The organism is Phyllobacterium sp. MT110, assembly GCF_058792715.1.
On the sequence record NZ_JBXAFE010000001.1, the window covers coordinates 1,639,731 to 1,657,094 of the forward strand.

Below are 17,364 nucleotides of genomic sequence, written 5' to 3' on the forward strand. Positions count from 1 at the left end.
TGAGCTTGTCGAACCACGAACCACGCACCACCACCCGCAAACCGGTAGCCTACAGCTTTGCCGTCGTCTGCGGAACGTCCGCCTGGCGCACCGCCGTCGTCTTGACGATGGCCTTTTCCATGTAGAGATCGCGCTGATAGACGTCGTCGAAATACTGGATGGCGCCCGTCCTGGCATCCGGCCACGCGGTGAAATACGAGACGTAAACCGGCAACGGGTCCTTGACCCGGACGCTGCGCTCGTTCTTGCCGAAATACTGGTTCAGCTCCTCGACCGGCACACCGAGCACGGCCGCAGCCATGTCGCGCGGACGTTCCAGACGGATGCAGCCGTGGCTGAGCGCCCGCATATCCCGCTTGAAGTAGGACTTTGCCGGCGTGTCGTGCATGTAGATGTCATGGCTGTTGGGGAACAGGATCTTCAGCTCGCCCAGCGCATTGTCGAGGCTTGGCTTCTGACGGATGCCGACACCGCCGCCGCTGGATGCGACCTGCGCCCAGTCCACCGCACTTGATGGAATCACACGGCCGGACTTGTCGTAGACCTCGTAACCGCTGTTCTCGAGATAAGAGGGGTTATTGAGAATTTTCGGCATCATCTCATTGAGAATGATCGACCGCGGCACGCCCCACGACGGGTTGAACACCACGGTCTGAATCGTGTTGTCGAAAAAGTAGGTCTGGTTGGTCGGCGAGCCGACCACGATGTTCATCGCCAGCTTTTCCGCGTTGTCGTCAAAATACTGCGCGCGATAGGCAGGCTGGTTGATGAAGACGTAGCGCTTGCCGAAATCATGCGGCAGCCAGCGCAGGCGCTCCATGGAATAGAGAATGCGGTCGCGCTTGGAACTGTTGGTCTCGCCCTGCAGCGAACTGATGGTGCCGCGCCCGATCACGCCGTCGGGCTTCTTGCCCTGGCTGGTCTGGAAATCCTTGATCGCCTCGACCAGGCTCGGGTCGTAAACCGTCGCATTCTCATGTTCCTGCAGCACGGCTTCATGCTTGGCGAGAAAATCCTTCGGCGCCTTCGCCTTGATCAAGGCGACCACGTTGCGGATTTCCGGGTTTTCCTCGCCGGGACGGATCATGGTGCCGGGCGCAACGCGCACCGTCGGCTCGGCGCTGGTCCCGCCAAGCTGATGCAGATTCTGCTTCAGTTCGGCGTACCATTTGTTCTGCGGCTCAAAACTCTTGAGCAGCGCAGCGGCATCGTTGGTCGACGCAAGCTGCTCGATCACCGCACGCGGCTTGACACGGTCAACGGCGAAATCGTGGAACCCGCTCAGCCGGTTCGGATTGATCCGCCCGTCACCCTGGTCCATCGCATAGCGCAGCGCCCGCGCCGACATGGTCAGTTCGAAATCCGCCAGTTCCTTCAGCCGCGCCGGAATGTTGGCCCGGTCATAATCATCGCTCGGCAGCTTGACCGCATAATCCTTTGGATCAAGCCCGTCGACACCCGCCGCGTTGAACACCGCCGCAACCGCCTTGGCCTTGGCCGAAACATCATAGGAGGACGTCCAGATGGGCTGCTGCTTCAGCGCATAATAGGCAACGATAGCGTCTGCTATGTCCTTTTCCGCCAGAATATGGGCTTCCCTGATCTGCTCGAACTTCAGGCCGAACTGTTCCAGCGGAACCGGCGGTGCGGCATCCCGGTTCTGATTGGCCGATGCCGTCAGTTGCAGGTCGATCTTGGAAAAATCCACCCGCACCAGCCCGTCGGGTTTGTAATCGTAGTTCTTCGGCGCGGTCACCGTCACGCGCTTGACCGGCGCTGCCCGGGCAACGGGCTGCTGCCGCGGCAGTTCAGGCTTCGGCGCATAGACCGGCTGTGCCTGGACGCGGCGGCTGCCAAACAGGAAATCCATCAAATTGTCGGCGGCCAGTGCCGGAGACATGGAAATGGCTGTTGCTGACAACATGGCAGCTACAAAAATCGCATGCTTTTTCGAATTGGAATTCATAATGCTCGCCCAGATGGTACAGTCACGCCCGCAACGGATGCAGGCCACGAAAGGTGATTCACAGCCAGTTTCGCCGCATCCTATTTACAATCTTTTAACAATAACCCGCCCCTTCGATTTAAATTCGCGCGCGCCGCTCGAGCACCGTGATGATGGCTATCGGCTCATTTAACGCAATTCACCGCAGCTTTCACAACGATTCGCGCATCACGCCCCTGACCCAATCAATTCTTTTGCAGAACATGCAATAATGTCACAGCTCAAGTGACGCGAAACTTGAATTGCGCTCTTCGGCGCACAAATATTTCCAAGTAACCTTACTGTTGTTCATTATAGCATTGATAAGTACTTTGAGCACGCCCGCCAAAGCAGGTTATAGTCTTCTGAAGAAAATATTTCTCAGGGGAAAGCCCGCGCGGATAGCGGTACTATTGCTCCGCAGCAGGGGATCAGTGGCGGTGACGGGTCACGACGGGCTCGCGGCTCAAACCTTTCGCCGCCAGTTCATCGAGATAGGCCTGCCAGCGCTCGTCGCGGTTGCGGCCGAGGTCGATCAGGTAATCCCAGCTGAAAAGGCCGGTATCGTGCATGTCATCGAAGGTGATGCGCACCGCATAATTGCCGATGGGGTCCATCTTGGCAATTTCCACATTCATCTTGCCCGGAACCGTCACGCGCTGTTCAGGCGAATGCCCCTGCACTTCCGCCGATGGCGAAGCCACGCGCAGCAGTTCCGCGCTCAACATGTAGGTTTCGCCGGTATCGAATGCGATCGTCAGGGAACGGCGATCCTTGCTTACCCGCAGTTCCTTGGGCCAGGCAGTGGTCATGGCAGGTGCTCCTTTATGCGCACTCTTCTCTATGCGCCCCGACATTTGGTCGCAAGTGAACAATCGTCCGCATGCGGAATCCTATAGAGACTGGACAAGCCGGGGCCGCCACCCTATCTCTTCTCAAGGAGGTTTGCTTGGACCACGTCGCATTGCTCGAGAAAACGGCTGTACAAACACCGATGGTTGATCCTTTCGGCAGGACGATCAGCTATTTGCGTGTGTCCGTCACCGACCGCTGCGACTTCCGTTGCACCTACTGCATGTCCGAGCACATGACCTTCCTGCCCAAGAAAGACCTTCTGACGCTGGAAGAACTGGACCGCCTGTGCACCGCCTTCATCGGAAAAGGCGTCAAAAAACTGCGGCTGACCGGCGGCGAACCGCTGGTGCGCAAGAACATCATGCATCTGATCGGCGAGCTGTCGCGCCATTTGCGCAGCGGTGCTCTCGAAGAATTGACCTTGACCACGAATGGCTCGCAGCTCGCCCGCCATGCGGCGGAACTGGCCGACCACGGCGTCAAACGCATCAATGTATCGCTCGATACGCTCGATCCGGAAAAATTCCACGCGATCACCCGCTGGGGTGATCTGGCGCGGGTGATGGAAGGCATCGATGCCGCGCAGGCTGCCGGTATCCGGGTCAAGCTGAATGCCGTTGCCCTCAAGGGGTTCAACGACCTGGAAATCCCGGAGATGATCCGCTGGGCGCATGGCCGCGACATGGACCTGACGCTGATCGAAACCATGCCGATGGGCGAAATCGATCTGGACCGGACCGATCAGTACCTGCCGCTGTCCATGGTCAGGGCCGACCTTGCCCGGCAATTCACGCTGGATGACATTCCCTACAAGACCGGCGGCCCCGCACGTTACGCGCATATTCGCGAAACGGGCGGGCGCATCGGCTTCATCACGCCGATGACGCACAATTTCTGCGAAAGCTGCAATCGCGTTCGCCTGACCTGCACCGGCACACTCTATATGTGCCTTGGACAGGAGGACGCCGCCGACCTGCGCGCGCCGCTGCGCGCCTCGGAAGGCAATGACCTCTTGAACGAGGCCATCGACGAAGCCATCGGCCGCAAGCCGAAGGGGCATGATTTCATCATCGATCGCCGCCACAACCGCCCTGCGGTCTCGCGCCATATGAGCGTGACCGGCGGCTAGAGCATTTTCCAACATTCCGGATGCACGAAGCCTCGCCGCTTGATATATCAAACGGAGCGATTCCGGGGGAGAATCGCCTGCTCTCATTCGGATGAACGCCTTGGCGCTTACGCCCAATCTTCGCGGCAGCCTGTACATGGCCATCGGCATGGCCAGTTTCACCTTCAATGACGCGACGGTCAAACTGGTTGGCGCGCATATGAACATGGGGCAGGTGATGCTGGTGCGCGGCGTGATGGCGACCACGCTCATCCTGCTGCTCGCCTGGCGGCAGGGCATGCTCATACCGCTGCGCCATGCCCTGCACCGCATGACGATCCTGCGCGCCGTCGGCGAAGTCGTGGGAACCGTAAGTTTTCTCATCGCGCTTGTTCATGTTCCCCTCGCCCTCACCTCGGCCATTCTCCAGGCCCTGCCGCTGGCCGTCACGCTGGGTGCGGCGATGTTCCTCGGCGAACCCGTGGGATGGCGGCGCTGGATCGCCATCGCCGTCGGCTTCTGCGGTGTCCTCATCATTGTTCGCCCGGGTTACGAGGGCGTCAGTCCCTACGTCCTGCTGATCGCCGTAACCGTGATCTTCGCCGCGATGCGCGATCTCGCCACGCGGCGCGTGCCCAAAACCATCCCGGTGCTGATGATATCCGCCCTGACATCGGCGGGCGTATCGCTGGCCGGCATCGGCCTGATCGGCCCGCTGGGTGGCTGGACGCCGATGACCTGGCTGAACACCGGCCTCCTGTTCTTCGCCTCCTGCTGCGTGATCGTCGCCTACCATTTCATCATTCTCGCCATGCGCGAGGGCGAGATTTCCTTTGTCGCACCGTTCCGCTACACAAGCCTCGTCTGGGCCATTCTCCTGGGTTTCCTGTTCTTCGGCGACCTGCCCGATCTTCCCATGATCATCGGCGCGATGATCGTTATTGGCAGCGGCCTCTATACGCTTTACCGTGAGCGGATTGTGGGACGGAGGCTGCCCGCCGCAACGGCTGTGGCGGCCAGTTCTTCGCCCGATGGAGTGTAAGCGGTGCGCATTGCAGGGATCATTCTGGCCGGCGGCCGGTCGAGCCGCATGGACGGGCATGACAAGGCGCTGTTGCCGTTCGGCACAGCGCGGCTGATCGATTTCATCGTCGCGCGCCTGTCGCTTCAGCTGGAAACCCTGGCCATCAACAGCAATGGCGATCCTGCGCCCCTTGCCGATCTGCACCTGCCCGTTGTCGCCGACAGCATCTCGGGATTCGCGGGCCCTCTCGCCGGTATCGTTGCCGGCATGGAATGGGCGGCAGGCAGCGCGCTTCCCTTCACCCATATCCTGACTGTCGCCACGGACACGCCGTTCTTTCCCCATGATCTCGCCTCCAGACTTGGCGGGGCCATCGCCGATGCTCCGGATCACATCGCCGTCGCTGTCTCCGACGGGACATGGCACCCGGTGTTCGGGCTCTGGCCGGTTGCGATGAAAGACGCCCTGAAGCAATGGCTGCGCGATCCGCATAACCGCCGGGTCCGCACCTGGATCGAAGACCACGCGCACCGCACGGTGGATTTTCCGCTGATGACGGCGCAATCAGGCGATTCATTCGATCCGTTCTTCAATATCAATCGCCCGGACGATCTCGGCCGGGCCCGGTCGATGATTGCAGAATCACGCGATTGGAAGACATGGTCATGACCCACCGCATCTTTGGTATCACCGGCTGGAAGAACTCGGGCAAAACAACGCTGACGGTCAAGCTCGTAACGGAACTGACGCGGCGCGGCTGGAAGATTTCAACCGTCAAACACGCCCATCATGATTTCGACATCGACAAGGAAGGCACGGATTCCTTCCGCCACCGCAAAGCGGGCGCCGGAGAAGTGGCCATTGTTTCCGACCGCCGCTGGGCGCTCATGCATGAACTGGCGGATGAGGCGGAACCTTCCCTCGAAGAGATTGTCGCGCGGCTCGCCCCATGCGATCTCGTTCTGGTCGAGGGCTACAAGCGCGAAGGCCACAAGAAGATCGAGACGCGGCGGCTGGAGGGACGGCCCGGCGGGAGCCTGGCGCAAAATGATCCCGGCATCGTCGCCATCGCCAGCGATTTTCCAGTGACGGACGAGCAGATTCCCGTCTTCGACCTGGATAACACGACAGGATTGGCCGACTTTATCGAGCATGAGATGGGGCTTGCCCGCTAGTCGGGTCAGGAAATGACGTTTCGCGCGGTCGCTGCGCAAGAAAAATATAATCCTCAAACAATTATGTGGTTTTGCCGTCCTGAATCGCCGCCCGGTAAAAGATTCCCGGTTGCTTTTATCAGAAAACTAGTGGGAATATCGCCGGTCAGGAGCAGCGAAAAAACTGCGACCTTGCCCGGAAGGCTGTCCAAAAGAACAGGGGAACAGCCGGGCCACAAAAGAGAGGTTGAATAATGCGTATCACCAAGCGTCTCGCACTCGGCGTTGCTGCCGTTGCCTTTGCATTGTCCATGGGAGCGGCCCATGCAGAGGACGCCCTGAAGCTGACCATCGCTTCAGAGGGAGCCTACCCGCCCTTCAACAACCTGACGCCGGACGGCAAGCTGGAAGGCTTTGACATCGATATCGGCAAGGCGCTTTGCGAAGAGATGAAGGCGCAGTGCACCTTCGTCACCCAGGATTGGGATGGCATGATTCCCGCCCTGCAGGCCGGCAAGTTCGATGCCATCATCGCATCCATGTCCATCACGGATGAGCGCCTGAAGAAGGTCGATTTCTCCAAGAAGTACTACAACACGCCTCCGGGCATTGCCGTACCGAAGGATTCCAAGCTGAAGGACGTCACGCCGGAATCCCTGAAGGGCAAGACACTGGGCGTGCAGGCATCGACCAGCCACTCCAACTTTGCCGAAGCCAAATACAGCGGCGCCGACATCAAGATGTATCCGACCGCCGACGAATATAAGCTCGATCTGGCCAATGGCCGCATCGACGCTGCCATGGACGACTCCGTCGTTTTGGGCCAGTGGCTCGACAGCGATGCCGGCAAGTGCTGCAAGCTCCTCGGTACGATCACGCCGGATCCGGTCATCCACGGTCCGGGCGCTGGCGTCACTGTCAAGAAGGGCAACACGGCCCTTGCTGACAAATTCTCCGCTGCCATCGCTGCGATCCGCAAGAACGGCAAATACAAGCAGATCAATGACAAGTACTTCAAGCTTGACGTTTATGGCGCCGAAAATTGATTCTAGCCTTGTGAATTGACCAAGGGGGATGGCGGATCTGTTCCGCCATCCCTTCCTGAACTCCAAATTCGAACCTGAACTTTAAATTCAAAAATGACGGGCCGGCCCGAAAAATCGGGCACTGGGGAATGGCCTGCAAAAGAATGAAAGAAGCCTATGGGCTCAATTGCGTTATTGGGATTTGGTGAAGGCGGCTGGGGCCTGAGCATAGCAAGCGGCATTCTTGTGACTGTCACTCTTGCACTTGCGACATTGCCTGTCGGACTGCTCATCGGATTTTTCGTCGCTCTCGGCAAACAGGCCGAAGAACCGTCCATCCGGCTTGCTGCCAATATGTACACCACGATCTTTCGTGGCTTGCCCGAGCTGCTCACCCTGTTTCTCGTCTATTTCGGCGCACAGATCGGCATCCAGAAGCTCGGCGTCCTGCTGGGTTTTTCCGGAACCATCGAGATCAACTCGTTTCTGGCCGGCATGTTCGCCATGGGTGCCGTGTTTTCGTCCTACGCCAGCGAAGTCTTTCTCTCCGCATTCCGCGCCATCCCGCGCGGCCAGTATGAGGGCGGCTATGCCATCGGCCTCTCCTACGGCCAGACAATGTGGAAAGTGGTCCTGCCGCAACTGATCCGCGTCGCCCTGCCCGGCCTTTCCAATCTGTGGATGATCCTGCTCAAGGATACGGCGCTGGTGTCCGCGATCGGACTGGCGGATATCCTGCGCCAGACCGGCGTTGCGGCGCGCGTCACCAAACATGCCTTCCTGTTCTACGGTACGGCCTGCCTGATCTATCTGGTGCTCGCCATTCTCTCGTCCTTCGTGATCCATGCCATCGAACGGCGCACGACAGCCAGCGGAGTGCGGCGATGACCGAAAGCTTCCTCAATGCCCGCACAGCCGCGATAAGCCGTCCGCCCGCACCGGCGAAACGCTGGACCAGGACGCGGATTATCGGCCATGTGCTCGTCGCGTTCTGGGCCGCCCTGATCATAGGGCTCCTGCTCGATCTCTATGCCGCCTGGGATATCGTTCTCATCCAGACCTATGGCCCGAAATACTGGCAGGGCCTGGTCACCACCCTGACGCTGGTATTCAGCTCCATTATTTTCGGGGCCATCCTGTCGGTCCCCGTGGCCTATGGCCGAATGACCAAGAACAAGATCGGCGCGGCGATCGCCTACGGCTACGTCTATTTCTTCCGCGGCACGCCGCTGATCGCCCAGGTCTTCCTGATGTATTACGGCGTCAGCGAGTTTCGCGGCTTCCTCGAAACAATCGGGCTGTGGTGGTTCTTCCGTGAAGCCTGGTATTGCGGCTTCCTGGCCTTTGCGCTCAATACGGCGGCCTATCAGGCGGAAATATTGCGGGGTGCCATCCAGAGCGTGTCGCTCGGGCAATGGGAAGGCGCAGCCTCCCTCGGCATCTCCAAGTTCGTCACATTCCGCAAGGTCATCCTGCCGCAGGCGCTGATCGTTGCCCTGCGCCCCTACGGCAACGAGGTCATCCTGATGATCAAGGGATCGGCCATCGTCGCCCTGATCACCGTCTACGATCTCATGGGCTACACCAAACTCGCCTATTCACGGACTTTCGATTTCCAGGCCTATCTCTGGGCCGCTATCATCTATCTGCTGCTGGTGGAAATACTGCGTCACATCTGGGACTGGATGGAACGCCGCATCACCCGGCATCTGATACGCTGATTCAACTGACCGAAAAGAAACAAACGATGCTGAAAATCTGGGGCCGCGGCAACTCGACCAATGTCAAGAAGGCACTTTGGGCGGCCGAAGAACTGTCCATTCCCTATGAAAATATTCCCGCTGGCGGTGCCTATGGCATCGTTGCCAGCCCGGAATATCGCGCCATCAACCCCAACAGCCGCGTGCCCGCCATTGAAGACGACGGCTTCGCCCTCTGGGAGAGCAACACGATCGTGCGCTATCTCGCGGCGAAATACGGCAAGTCGACCTTGCATATCGAAGATGCCGCGGCGCGTGCCAGCGCGGAAAAATGGATGGATTGGGCAACGTCAAGCATCGCCATCCCCTTCCGCGACGTGTTCTGGAACACCGTGCGCCTCGCACCGGACCAGCAGGATCACGCCGCCAGGGACAAGGGTCTGGCGGAATGTGGCGCGATGTTTGCCATTGCCGATGCGGCGCTGGCCTCCCAGCCCTATCTCTCCGGTGCAGACTTCGGTGTCGGCGACATCCCGCTTGGCTGCTTTGCCTATGCGTGGTTCGAGATGCCGATCAAGCGCCCCGATCACCCGCATCTGCTCGCATGGTATGACCGCCTCAAGAGCCGCCCGGCCTACCGGAAGGCCGTGATGACGCCGCTCACCTGACAGACTTACTGCGGCTTCAACCGCCAGACCCCCAGCAAGCCGTCCTGATAGGCCTTTTCGTCCGTCGGGATGGTAATTCCCTGCGTATCGGCCCATTTCTGCGCAAAATCGCGATAATTGGCTGAAAACACATTGCCGGACTGGCCGGTCGTCTGGATATAGATCGACCGGTTGAGATCGGCCAGATCGAACAACCCGCGATAACTGCTGCCATGCGTGGCACGGTACGGATTGCTTTCATCCGTGAGCTGCGATTTGGCCCGGTCGAGCGTGAAAGCCCCGCCGGAGGCCGGTACATCCACATTGAAGATGCGGTCGAGCGGGCTGACCTGCGCGAACGGCCGGTGCGCCCCATAGGCATAATGCAGCGCGCCCCAGTTCCATTTCGAGCGGTCCGCCCCGAGGCGGCCATCGAGATCCTTCAGGGCATCGGCCAGCGCCAGGGCAAGCACGTCGCCGCAGGTTTCCTTCTCCGGTGTCCGTCGGTCATCACACCAGTCGCGCGCCGGATTGGGTCCAAGCCAGCGCAGCATCGCCGATACCCGCACCTGCCAGTAGGTTGGGAACGCCTCGCCGAGATCATCCTCGACAATGCGTTTGGTGGCCGCGCGCAGCCAGGCATTGAACAGCAAGGGCTCGATGCGGTTGCGGTCCTCCACATAATCCCATTGGGTCAATTGCTTGAACGCGGCCTGATCGATGTCCTTTCGTCCTTCGATCAGCTTGAGCATCACCGGCCCCAGCACCGCATAGGCGTTGGAATAGGCATCGCCCTGCGCCTTGCGGTTGCTCTCCATCGATTGCCGGTCCGCGCCATAGATCAGTGCCTTGATCCGGTCGAACCGCCATGTCTCGTCCCAGTCGAATGTCAGGAAATGCGGATAGGCTGCATCCACCATCTTGGTATTGGCCGTGCCGATGACATTTTCCGGAGGGTTATAGCTGCGGGGCAGCTCCTCATAGGGAATGGTGCCTTTCCAGTCATAGGTTGCATCCCAGCCCGGCGACGGCGCACGCCCCATGATCCGGTTGGCCGGATCGCGGACCGGCACCCTGCCCGGTGCGATCAGCCCGATATTGCCGTCGACATCGGCAATCACAATCGATTGCATGGGCGTGACGAAATCGCGCATCCCGTTCTGGAAATCGGCCACACTGGCAAAATCCCAGAGTTTCAGGCCAGCCGATATGGTTCTGTCGTCATCGGCAAGTGCGGTCCATGCCAGCGCTGCAACCGTGTTGTCAGGCAGATAATGATCAAGACCACGATAGTCCGCAGGCAGCACCGGCCCATGCCGCGTGACCAGCCGGTCGAAGGTCACGTCACTGCCGCCCTTGACCTTGATGGTGACAGGCTGCTTGCGGAACGGCGCAAAGCCCTCTGGCGTCTGATATTCATTCCGATTGGCCGGATTGATCCGTTCGACAAAAATATCCTGAACGTCGGAGCCGGTATTGGTGAAACCCCAGGCAATGCGATCATTGCGCCCGAGCAGCACCAAAGGCACGCCCGGAAGCGTCACGCCGACGAGATTCTTGCTGCTGCCATCGGCGTTCTTCACTTCCAGATGCGCCAGATACCAGACGGCAGGCGCCGTCAGCCCGAGATGCGGATCGTTCTCCAGGATGGGCTTGCCCGTTTCGGTTTTCGCCCCGCCCACCACCCAGTTGTTCGATGCGCCGGTCGACATGACGGCATTGAGCGCGGCAAACCGCTGTTCGGCTTGCAACGCGCCGGTCCTGATCGGTCCGCTTGGCAAGCCCAGAAGCTGCTTCAGGTCCGGCAGCGGCGGCGGTGCGTCATCGGCCACAGGCGGCAGGAGATCGGTGATTTCCGCATCCGTCATTCCCAGCCGGGCAAATTTGAGACGCAACACTTCCTGATCGATATTGGCGGCCAAAGTCACGGACATCATCTTCAGCGTCACGATCACATCGGCAGCCGTCCATTCATCCGGCTTGTGGCCGAGGACGACAAATTCAGGCGAATATTTCGATGCGAAGGAGCGCCCCTTGCTGTTGATGAAGGCGTTGATGCCGCGCACATAGGCATCGATGCGCTTGCGGTCCGCCGGATCGAGCGAAGCGGCCGACGCGACGGCGGATTCGTAAACACCGAGCGAGCGCAGAAACCGGTCCGTGGAAACGGTCTTGTCGCCGAACATTTCTGACAGGCGCCCCTGCCCGGCCATGCGGGTGACCTCCATCTGCCACAGGCGTTCCTGCGCGTGGACAAAGCCGAGGGCGGTCAGGACATCCTCGACATTGCTGCCGACGATATGCGGCACCGCGTTCTTGTCCCGCGTCACCGTGACGGGCGCCGCAAGGTCCGTCAGCACCATCTCGCCGGTGGCCGGGGGCACCGAGCGGGCCAGCCAGACGTAACCGGCGCCTCCTGCGATCAGAGCGAGCGGAATGAGGGAAAAAACAATCCACAATAGGCCTTTGATGATCCGCCGCATTGTCCTAACCTCTCCCGCAATCCTTCGAACACATAGCCTATCTGACAGAGGAAATTACGGAATGGCAACAGTCACATTTATCGGTCTTGGTGTAATGGGTTACCCGATGGCGGGTCACCTGAAGACTCGTGGGGGCCATGACGTCACCGTCTTCAACCGCAATGGCGAAAAGGCGAAAAAGTGGGCTGATGCGTTTCATGGCAAGCATGCACCGACCCCCGGAGAAGCCGCTGCGGATAAGGATTTTGTCTTCTGCTGCGTCGGAAATGATGACGATCTGCGGGCTGTCACCATCGGCGAAAACGGTGCTTTTCATACGATGAAGAAGGGCGCGATTTTCGTCGATCACACCACCGCGTCGGCGGAAGTGGCGCGTGAACTCGATGCGGAGGCGCGCAAGCGCGGCTTCCATTTTCTCGACGCGCCGGTCTCGGGCGGCCAGGCCGGTGCCGAAAACGGCGTGCTGACCGTCATGGTCGGCGGCGAATCGGAAGCCTTCGACCGGGCAAAGCCGGTCATCGAATCCTTTGCCAAAATGGTCGGCCTCATGGGCCCCGCCGGTGCGGGCCAACTCACCAAGATGATCAACCAGATCTGCATTGCCGGTCTGGTGCAGGGGCTGGCCGAAGGCATTCACTTCGGCAAGAAGGCTGGCCTTGATATCGAGAAGGTCATCGAGGTCATTTCCAAGGGCGCCGCAGGCTCGTGGCAGATGGAAAACCGCCACAAGACCATGAACGCCGGAAAATACGATTTCGGCTTTGCCGTCGACTGGATGCGCAAGGACCTGGGCATCTGCCTCGACGAGGCCGACCGCAACGGCGCACAACTGCCCGTCACGGCATTGGTCGACCAGTTCTACAAGCAGGTGCAGACCATGGGCGGGAACCGCTGGGATACGTCATCCCTGCTGGCACGGCTGGAGAAATAGCCCGGCCGGGACATCGGCCTGAGACGATCGGGCCGGTTCCCCAGCAGCGCCTACCGGGCGCGCGAAATATGCGCCGCCAGGTCAAGGCAACGGCAGGCATAGCCCCATTCGTTGTCGTACCAGGCAACGAGCTTGGTCAACCCGCCTTCAATCTGCATGCCGGCGAGCGCGTCGAAGATCGACGAATGCGGATTGCCGCGCATGTCGGTTGAGACGACGGGTTCGTCGCAATAGGCGAGAATTCCGGCCATCGCGTTGGCCGCCTGCGTGCGGATCATCGCGCAGATGTCCTTGTAGGACACGTTTTCCCTGAGACGGCATGTGAGATCGATCATCGATACGTCAGACACCGGCACGCGCACCGCCATGCCGTTGATCCGTCCATTCAATTCAGGCACCACCTTGCCGACCATGCGCGCCGCGCCGGTTGTCGCCGGGATGATGTTCTCGAGGATACCGCGCCCGAAACGCCAGTCCTTGCGTGCCACGCCGTCGACCGTGTTCTGGCTCGACGTTGTGGCGTGAACCGTCAGCATCAGTGCTTCTTCGAGGCCGAAAGCGTCATTCACCGCCTTGGCGAGCGGCGCGACACAATTGGTCGTGCACGAGGCGTTCGAGACAATGCTCTGACCGGCATAGCCGTCTGCGTTGACGCCCATGACGAAGACCGGCGTGTCGTCCTCCGGCGGCGCCGAGAGCAGGACCTTGCCGGCGCCGGCGGAAAGGTGCCCTTCCGCTGCCGCCTGCGTCAGGAAGCGGCCGGTCGCCTCGATGACCACATCGACACCCGCCTCGCCCCAACCGATTGCGCCCGGCTCCCGTTCGCTGAAGGCCCTGACCCTGCGGCCATTGATATCGAGCGCGCCGTCTGCCGCACTTATGCTGCCCCGGAAACCGCCATGCACGCTGTCATATTTGAGGAGATAAGCGAGATGATCGGTTGGCAGCAGGTCGTTGATCGCCACGATCTCGACGTCGTTGCGCGCCATCGCGGCCCGCAGAACCGTCCGGCCAATGCGGCCGAACCCGTTGATGCCGATACGGATTTTGTCAGTCATCGATTGTCCTTTTTGTCCAGGCGGAGAAATGGCGCGCCTCATCTTCGAGAGGGATTGCTTTCCGTGCCGCTGAATTTTAGACTACTTCGCATAAAAATTTTTGCAACGAATTTATTGCGATACGGTACAAAAATGAAAGAACAACCCACCCGCGGCCGTCCGCGCCAATACGATGCCAAGGCTGCGCTCGGTGCCGCACTCCTCGAATTCCGGCGTCGCGGCTACACCGCCACATCGCTCGACCACCTGTCGGAGGCGACGAAAATGGCACGGCCGAGCCTTTATGCCGCCTTCGGCAACAAGCGCGCGATCTACCTGCAGGCCGTCGCCCATTACGCCGAGGACAGTGCCGAGCGCTGGAACCGCGCCCTCTTCGGCGAACCCTCGCTGGCAAAGGCGCTCAATGACTATTTTTTGATGATTGTTGCCATCTATTCGGAAGGGGACGACCGCCCGCTCGGTTGCCCCGTGCTCAGCGTCATCACCGGCGAGGCGACAGCCGACCCATTGATCGGCGCCGAACTGTTTGCCGCGCTCGGACGCACGGACGCGCGCTTCCGCGAGCGGATCGCGGCGGCGCGCGATGACGCCCAACTGCCGCCCGCAACCGACATCGATGCCGTCGCCGACATGCTTGCCGCCCTGCAGCACAGCCTTGCGCAGCGCGCCCGTGCCGGTACGGCCCGGGCCGACCTTGAGCGCATCGCGCGCAATAGTATTGCACTGATCCTCAAGGCCGCAGGCGCGACCACGGCGCCGTAGGCGCCATGGCGGGTCTGAACGCCCGCAGCGATCAGGCCGATTCCTTTTCGATGCTCATGTAATCAAGCGGCAGTTCCGTCGTGTACTTGATCTGCTCCATGGCGAAGGCCGAGGACACGTCGCGAATGTCGATCTTGGCGATCAGGCGCTTGTACACGGCATCATAGGCGGCAATATCAGGCACGACGACCCGCAGGAGATAATCGACATCGCCGCTCATGCGGTAGAACTCGACCACTTCGGGAAATTCCTGCACCACTTCGGAAAAACGCTTCAGCCATTCATTGTTGTGCGCCCCGGTGCGGATCGACACGAACACCGTGACACGCGTATTGACGCGGACAGGATCAAGGATGGCAACACGGCGCTGGATCACGCCATCCTCTTCCAGTTTCTGGATACGGCGCCAGCACGGCGTCGTCGACAACCCTACCTTCTTGGCGACATCAGCCACCGCAAGCGTTGCATCCTCCTGCAGGAGGCGAAGAATTTTTCGGTCGAGTCTGTCCATGATCTCTTGTCCCTTTGGAATGGGATACTTTATGGTCCGTAATTCCCCCACCGTACAAGAAAAATATTCTAAACTTTATAAATCTGAAAAAAATTTCATCCGTAAACCAGTCAAATTAGAATCCTGACCTTCTGCCGGAGCACAGGGAGAACGTTCTGCTCGAACCATGGATTCCGGCGCAGCCAGCCGCTGTTGCGCCAGGACGGGTGCGGCAGAGGCAGAATCGAGGGTCCGGACGCCGCATCGAAATAATCCTGCCAGTGAAAGACCGTATCGGTCATGCTCGCACGGCGGCGCTTTCCCAGATGGTAGGCCTGCGCATACTGGCCGATTGTCAGGATAAGCTCGACTTGGCGCATGGCGGCGAAAACCTGGTCGTGCCAGATGTGACGGCACTCCCTGCGCGGCGGCAGGTCGCCGCCATGCGCATCATAGCCGGGGAAACAGAATCCCATCGGCACGATGGCAAATTTGTCCGGATCGTAAAATGCAGTGCGATCAACCCCGAGCCAGTCGCGCAGCCGGTCGCCAGACGGGTCGTTGAACGGCAGGCCGCTGTTGTGAACGCGGATGCCGGGCGCCTGCCCGCAGATGACGATGCGCGCGGTCTGCGACAGCACGCAGACCGGATTGGGCTCATGCGGCAAAGGCGGCAGATAATGTGGCGCATCCCGGCACAGGCGGCATGCCTTGATCTGCGCGGCCAGGACGTCAAGCGCCGGGGCTGGCATGGTCAGCGCCTCATGCCTTGGCACTCGGCCGGCTTGCAACCGCGTCGTACCAGCGCTTCACATGCGTGACATGGCCGGGCATCTCGATCCGGGCAGGCTTGAAGAAGTCGATGGCCACGAGCCCGGTAATATCGGCGATGGAATAGTCGTCGCCCGCGATGAAGGCGTTGGTTGCAAGCTGCGTGTCGAGAATATCCAGGAATGCCACGGCCTTTGGCTTGTTTGCCTCGCCCCATGCGGGAATTTGCGGCACCTCCCATTCAACCATCGCCGGGTGGATATGGCGGAAGGCAGCAGCCACACATGCAAACAGGTGCAGTTCGACCCGCCGCTGCCACATTTCCACCAGCGCCTTGCCAACCGCACCCCGGCCGAACAGGGCGGGTTCGGGGTAGATTTCCTCGAAATAGCGGAAGATCGCCACGGACTCGGTGATAACAGTTCCGTCATTGAGTTCAAGCACGGGCAGGCGCTGCATGGGATTGAGCGCGGTCACTTCGGCCGAGCGATGCCCCATTGCCCCCATGTCGACAGGCACGAGCGGCACCTCGACACCCTTCTCCGCCAAAAATATGCGCACGCGCCGCGGGTTTGGCGCCCGTCCTCCATCATATAGTTTCACCAGATCTCTCCCAGTTTCTGACGCACCCAGTCATAGACGCCATTGACGATATCGGCCAGCCGGTTCCGCGCCTCCGGTGCTGTTTCAGCGTCCTGCTGGCGCAGCTTCCGCCAATCCTGCGGCCTGTCGAAAGAACTTTTCCACAGCCCCTTTCGTTCCGTCCGCGCCTGCATTTCCGCGTCGCGGTAGTCGCCATAGGCGACGGCCTGCCCGGTCTCGACCATGGCGCGGTTGAGATCGGCATCGCCTGCAAAACAGGTACCGAGATCGCGCTTGTACTTGTCCCGCCCGCTCGTTTCACAGCGGACCGGCCGGCCATCGATTAGCCGGACCAGCGCCTGCCGCGCCTCCTGCCCGCAGGCATAGTCGCCCTGCCCTCCGCCGCAATGCTGGGCGAGTTCCGGCGCATCGATCCCCTTGAGGCGGACATGCTGCCCCGTCACGACCACCGTATCGCCATCGATGACATAGGCCTTGCCCGTTATCTCCCGCACCTCGCGCGGCACCGACAACCGTGCCGCCAGCAGCGCAACCAGAGCGAAGAACACCAGCATGAGCAGATAGTCGGCCAGTTTCCTGGCGAGCGAACGCGGCGCCGCCGCAGGACGCTGCCACCGCCGGCGATAACGGCCAAACCGCCCGTTCATTGCGACGTACCATCCATGCCGGTTGATTCTCCTCGCCGATTGGGCAGATTTGAAAGTCTTTTAATCATTTATGAATAGGCTTGCGATGCAATGCTGCCGGAGTGCAGACAAAACGGCGATCT

General features: G+C 60.3%; 19 protein-coding genes. 11 read left to right on the forward strand and 8 right to left on the reverse strand.

The genetic code is table 11. The features are described 5' to 3' along the window. Nucleotides 1–49: 49 nt before the first annotated feature. Nucleotides 50–1,924 (reverse strand): L,D-transpeptidase family protein, encoded by a 1,875-nt coding sequence (locus AC1Q5O_RS08470; protein WP_492562388.1) that lies wholly within the window; start codon nt 1,922–1,924, stop codon nt 50–52. On the opposite strand from AC1Q5O_RS08470, the gene AC1Q5O_RS08475 reads away from it, so the two are divergent. Beyond that, nucleotides 1,905–2,138: a hypothetical protein gene (locus tag AC1Q5O_RS08475; RefSeq protein ID WP_492562389.1), complete on the forward strand. Its 234-nt coding sequence runs from the start codon at nt 1,905–1,907 to the stop codon at nt 2,136–2,138. The two genes, AC1Q5O_RS08470 and AC1Q5O_RS08475, sit on opposite strands and share 20 nt — an antisense overlap. Nucleotides 2,139–2,415: 277 nt before the next feature. Here the strand turns inward: AC1Q5O_RS08475 and AC1Q5O_RS08480 are convergent, their stop codons facing one another. Next, nucleotides 2,416–2,796, reverse strand: a complete 381-nt coding sequence (locus AC1Q5O_RS08480; RefSeq protein ID WP_492562390.1) for a gamma-butyrobetaine hydroxylase family protein — start codon at nt 2,794–2,796, stop codon at nt 2,416–2,418. A gap of 182 nt (nt 2,797–2,978) precedes the next feature. Here AC1Q5O_RS08480 and moaA point away from each other — a divergent pair, with 182 nt between their 5' ends. The 8 genes from moaA (at nt 2,979) to AC1Q5O_RS08520 (ending at nt 9,518) form a co-directional block, all read left to right on the forward strand. Further along, nucleotides 2,979–3,968 carry a GTP 3',8-cyclase MoaA gene (moaA, locus tag AC1Q5O_RS08485; protein ID WP_464663286.1) on the forward strand — a complete coding sequence of 330 codons (990 nt, stop codon included), beginning with the start codon at nt 2,979–2,981 and terminating at the stop codon, nt 3,966–3,968. Between the two features lie 91 nt (nt 3,969–4,059). Continuing rightward, complete coding sequence (locus AC1Q5O_RS08490) at nt 4,060–4,989, forward strand: DMT family transporter (protein WP_492562391.1); 930 nt, start codon at nt 4,060–4,062, stop codon at nt 4,987–4,989. Between the two features lie 3 nt (nt 4,990–4,992). Next, on the forward strand, nt 4,993–5,640 hold the full coding sequence (mobA, locus tag AC1Q5O_RS08495) for a molybdenum cofactor guanylyltransferase MobA (RefSeq protein WP_492562392.1): 648 nt from the start codon (nt 4,993–4,995) through the stop codon (nt 5,638–5,640). Continuing rightward, the gene (gene mobB / locus AC1Q5O_RS08500; protein WP_223612902.1) at nt 5,637–6,146 is read left to right on the forward strand and encodes a molybdopterin-guanine dinucleotide biosynthesis protein B; all 510 of its coding nucleotides are present in this window, start codon (nt 5,637–5,639) and stop codon (nt 6,144–6,146) included. The genes mobA and mobB overlap by 4 nt, the downstream gene beginning before the upstream one ends. A gap of 233 nt (nt 6,147–6,379) precedes the next feature. After that, the gene (locus AC1Q5O_RS08505) at nt 6,380–7,171 is read left to right on the forward strand and encodes an ABC transporter substrate-binding protein (RefSeq protein ID WP_223612901.1); all 792 of its coding nucleotides are present in this window, start codon (nt 6,380–6,382) and stop codon (nt 7,169–7,171) included. A gap of 156 nt (nt 7,172–7,327) precedes the next feature. Beyond that, nucleotides 7,328–8,038 (forward strand): ABC transporter permease, encoded by a 711-nt coding sequence (locus AC1Q5O_RS08510; protein ID WP_346305436.1) that lies wholly within the window; start codon nt 7,328–7,330, stop codon nt 8,036–8,038. Next, entirely contained in the window at nt 8,035–8,871 is an 837-nt protein-coding gene (locus AC1Q5O_RS08515; protein ID WP_346305437.1) for an ABC transporter permease, read from the forward strand. The genes AC1Q5O_RS08510 and AC1Q5O_RS08515 overlap by 4 nt, the downstream gene beginning before the upstream one ends. 26 nt (nt 8,872–8,897) lie before the next feature. Beyond that, a complete protein-coding gene (locus AC1Q5O_RS08520; protein ID WP_492562393.1) occupies nt 8,898–9,518 on the forward strand; it encodes a glutathione S-transferase family protein in 621 nt (206 codons plus the stop codon). Between the two features lie 5 nt (nt 9,519–9,523). Here AC1Q5O_RS08520 and AC1Q5O_RS08525 read toward each other — a convergent pair whose 3' ends face one another. Continuing rightward, nucleotides 9,524–11,980, reverse strand: coding sequence for a penicillin acylase family protein (locus AC1Q5O_RS08525; protein WP_492562394.1), 2,457 nt, complete (start codon nt 11,978–11,980; stop codon nt 9,524–9,526). A 61-nt stretch (nt 11,981–12,041) separates the two neighbouring features. Between AC1Q5O_RS08525 and AC1Q5O_RS08530 the strand changes: the two genes are divergently transcribed. After that, complete coding sequence (locus AC1Q5O_RS08530; protein WP_472460856.1) at nt 12,042–12,911, forward strand: NAD(P)-dependent oxidoreductase; 870 nt, start codon at nt 12,042–12,044, stop codon at nt 12,909–12,911. A 50-nt stretch (nt 12,912–12,961) separates the two neighbouring features. Here the strand turns inward: AC1Q5O_RS08530 and gap are convergent, their stop codons facing one another. After that, nucleotides 12,962–13,969 (reverse strand): type I glyceraldehyde-3-phosphate dehydrogenase, encoded by a 1,008-nt coding sequence (gene gap / locus AC1Q5O_RS08535; RefSeq protein ID WP_492562395.1) that lies wholly within the window; start codon nt 13,967–13,969, stop codon nt 12,962–12,964. Between the two features lie 132 nt (nt 13,970–14,101). Between gap and AC1Q5O_RS08540 the strand changes: the two genes are divergently transcribed. Further along, nucleotides 14,102–14,731 carry a TetR/AcrR family transcriptional regulator gene (locus AC1Q5O_RS08540; RefSeq protein ID WP_492562396.1) on the forward strand — a complete coding sequence of 210 codons (630 nt, stop codon included), beginning with the start codon at nt 14,102–14,104 and terminating at the stop codon, nt 14,729–14,731. Between the two features lie 31 nt (nt 14,732–14,762). Here the strand turns inward: AC1Q5O_RS08540 and AC1Q5O_RS08545 are convergent, their stop codons facing one another. The 4 genes from AC1Q5O_RS08545 to AC1Q5O_RS08560 all read right to left on the reverse strand — a co-directional run bounded on the left by AC1Q5O_RS08545 (nt 14,763) and on the right by AC1Q5O_RS08560 (nt 17,242). Further along, nucleotides 14,763–15,242, reverse strand: coding sequence for an Lrp/AsnC family transcriptional regulator (locus tag AC1Q5O_RS08545; RefSeq protein WP_105732368.1), 480 nt, complete (start codon nt 15,240–15,242; stop codon nt 14,763–14,765). A 110-nt stretch (nt 15,243–15,352) separates the two neighbouring features. Further along, entirely contained in the window at nt 15,353–15,973 is a 621-nt protein-coding gene (locus AC1Q5O_RS08550) for a uracil-DNA glycosylase family protein (RefSeq protein ID WP_472460852.1), read from the reverse strand. Between the two features lie 10 nt (nt 15,974–15,983). Beyond that, on the reverse strand, nt 15,984–16,595 hold the full coding sequence (locus AC1Q5O_RS08555; RefSeq protein WP_492562397.1) for a glutathione S-transferase family protein: 612 nt from the start codon (nt 16,593–16,595) through the stop codon (nt 15,984–15,986). Beyond that, nucleotides 16,592–17,242: a thermonuclease family protein gene (locus AC1Q5O_RS08560; RefSeq protein ID WP_492562398.1), complete on the reverse strand. Its 651-nt coding sequence runs from the start codon at nt 17,240–17,242 to the stop codon at nt 16,592–16,594. The genes AC1Q5O_RS08555 and AC1Q5O_RS08560 overlap by 4 nt, the downstream gene beginning before the upstream one ends. Nucleotides 17,243–17,364: the final 122 nt, after the last annotated feature.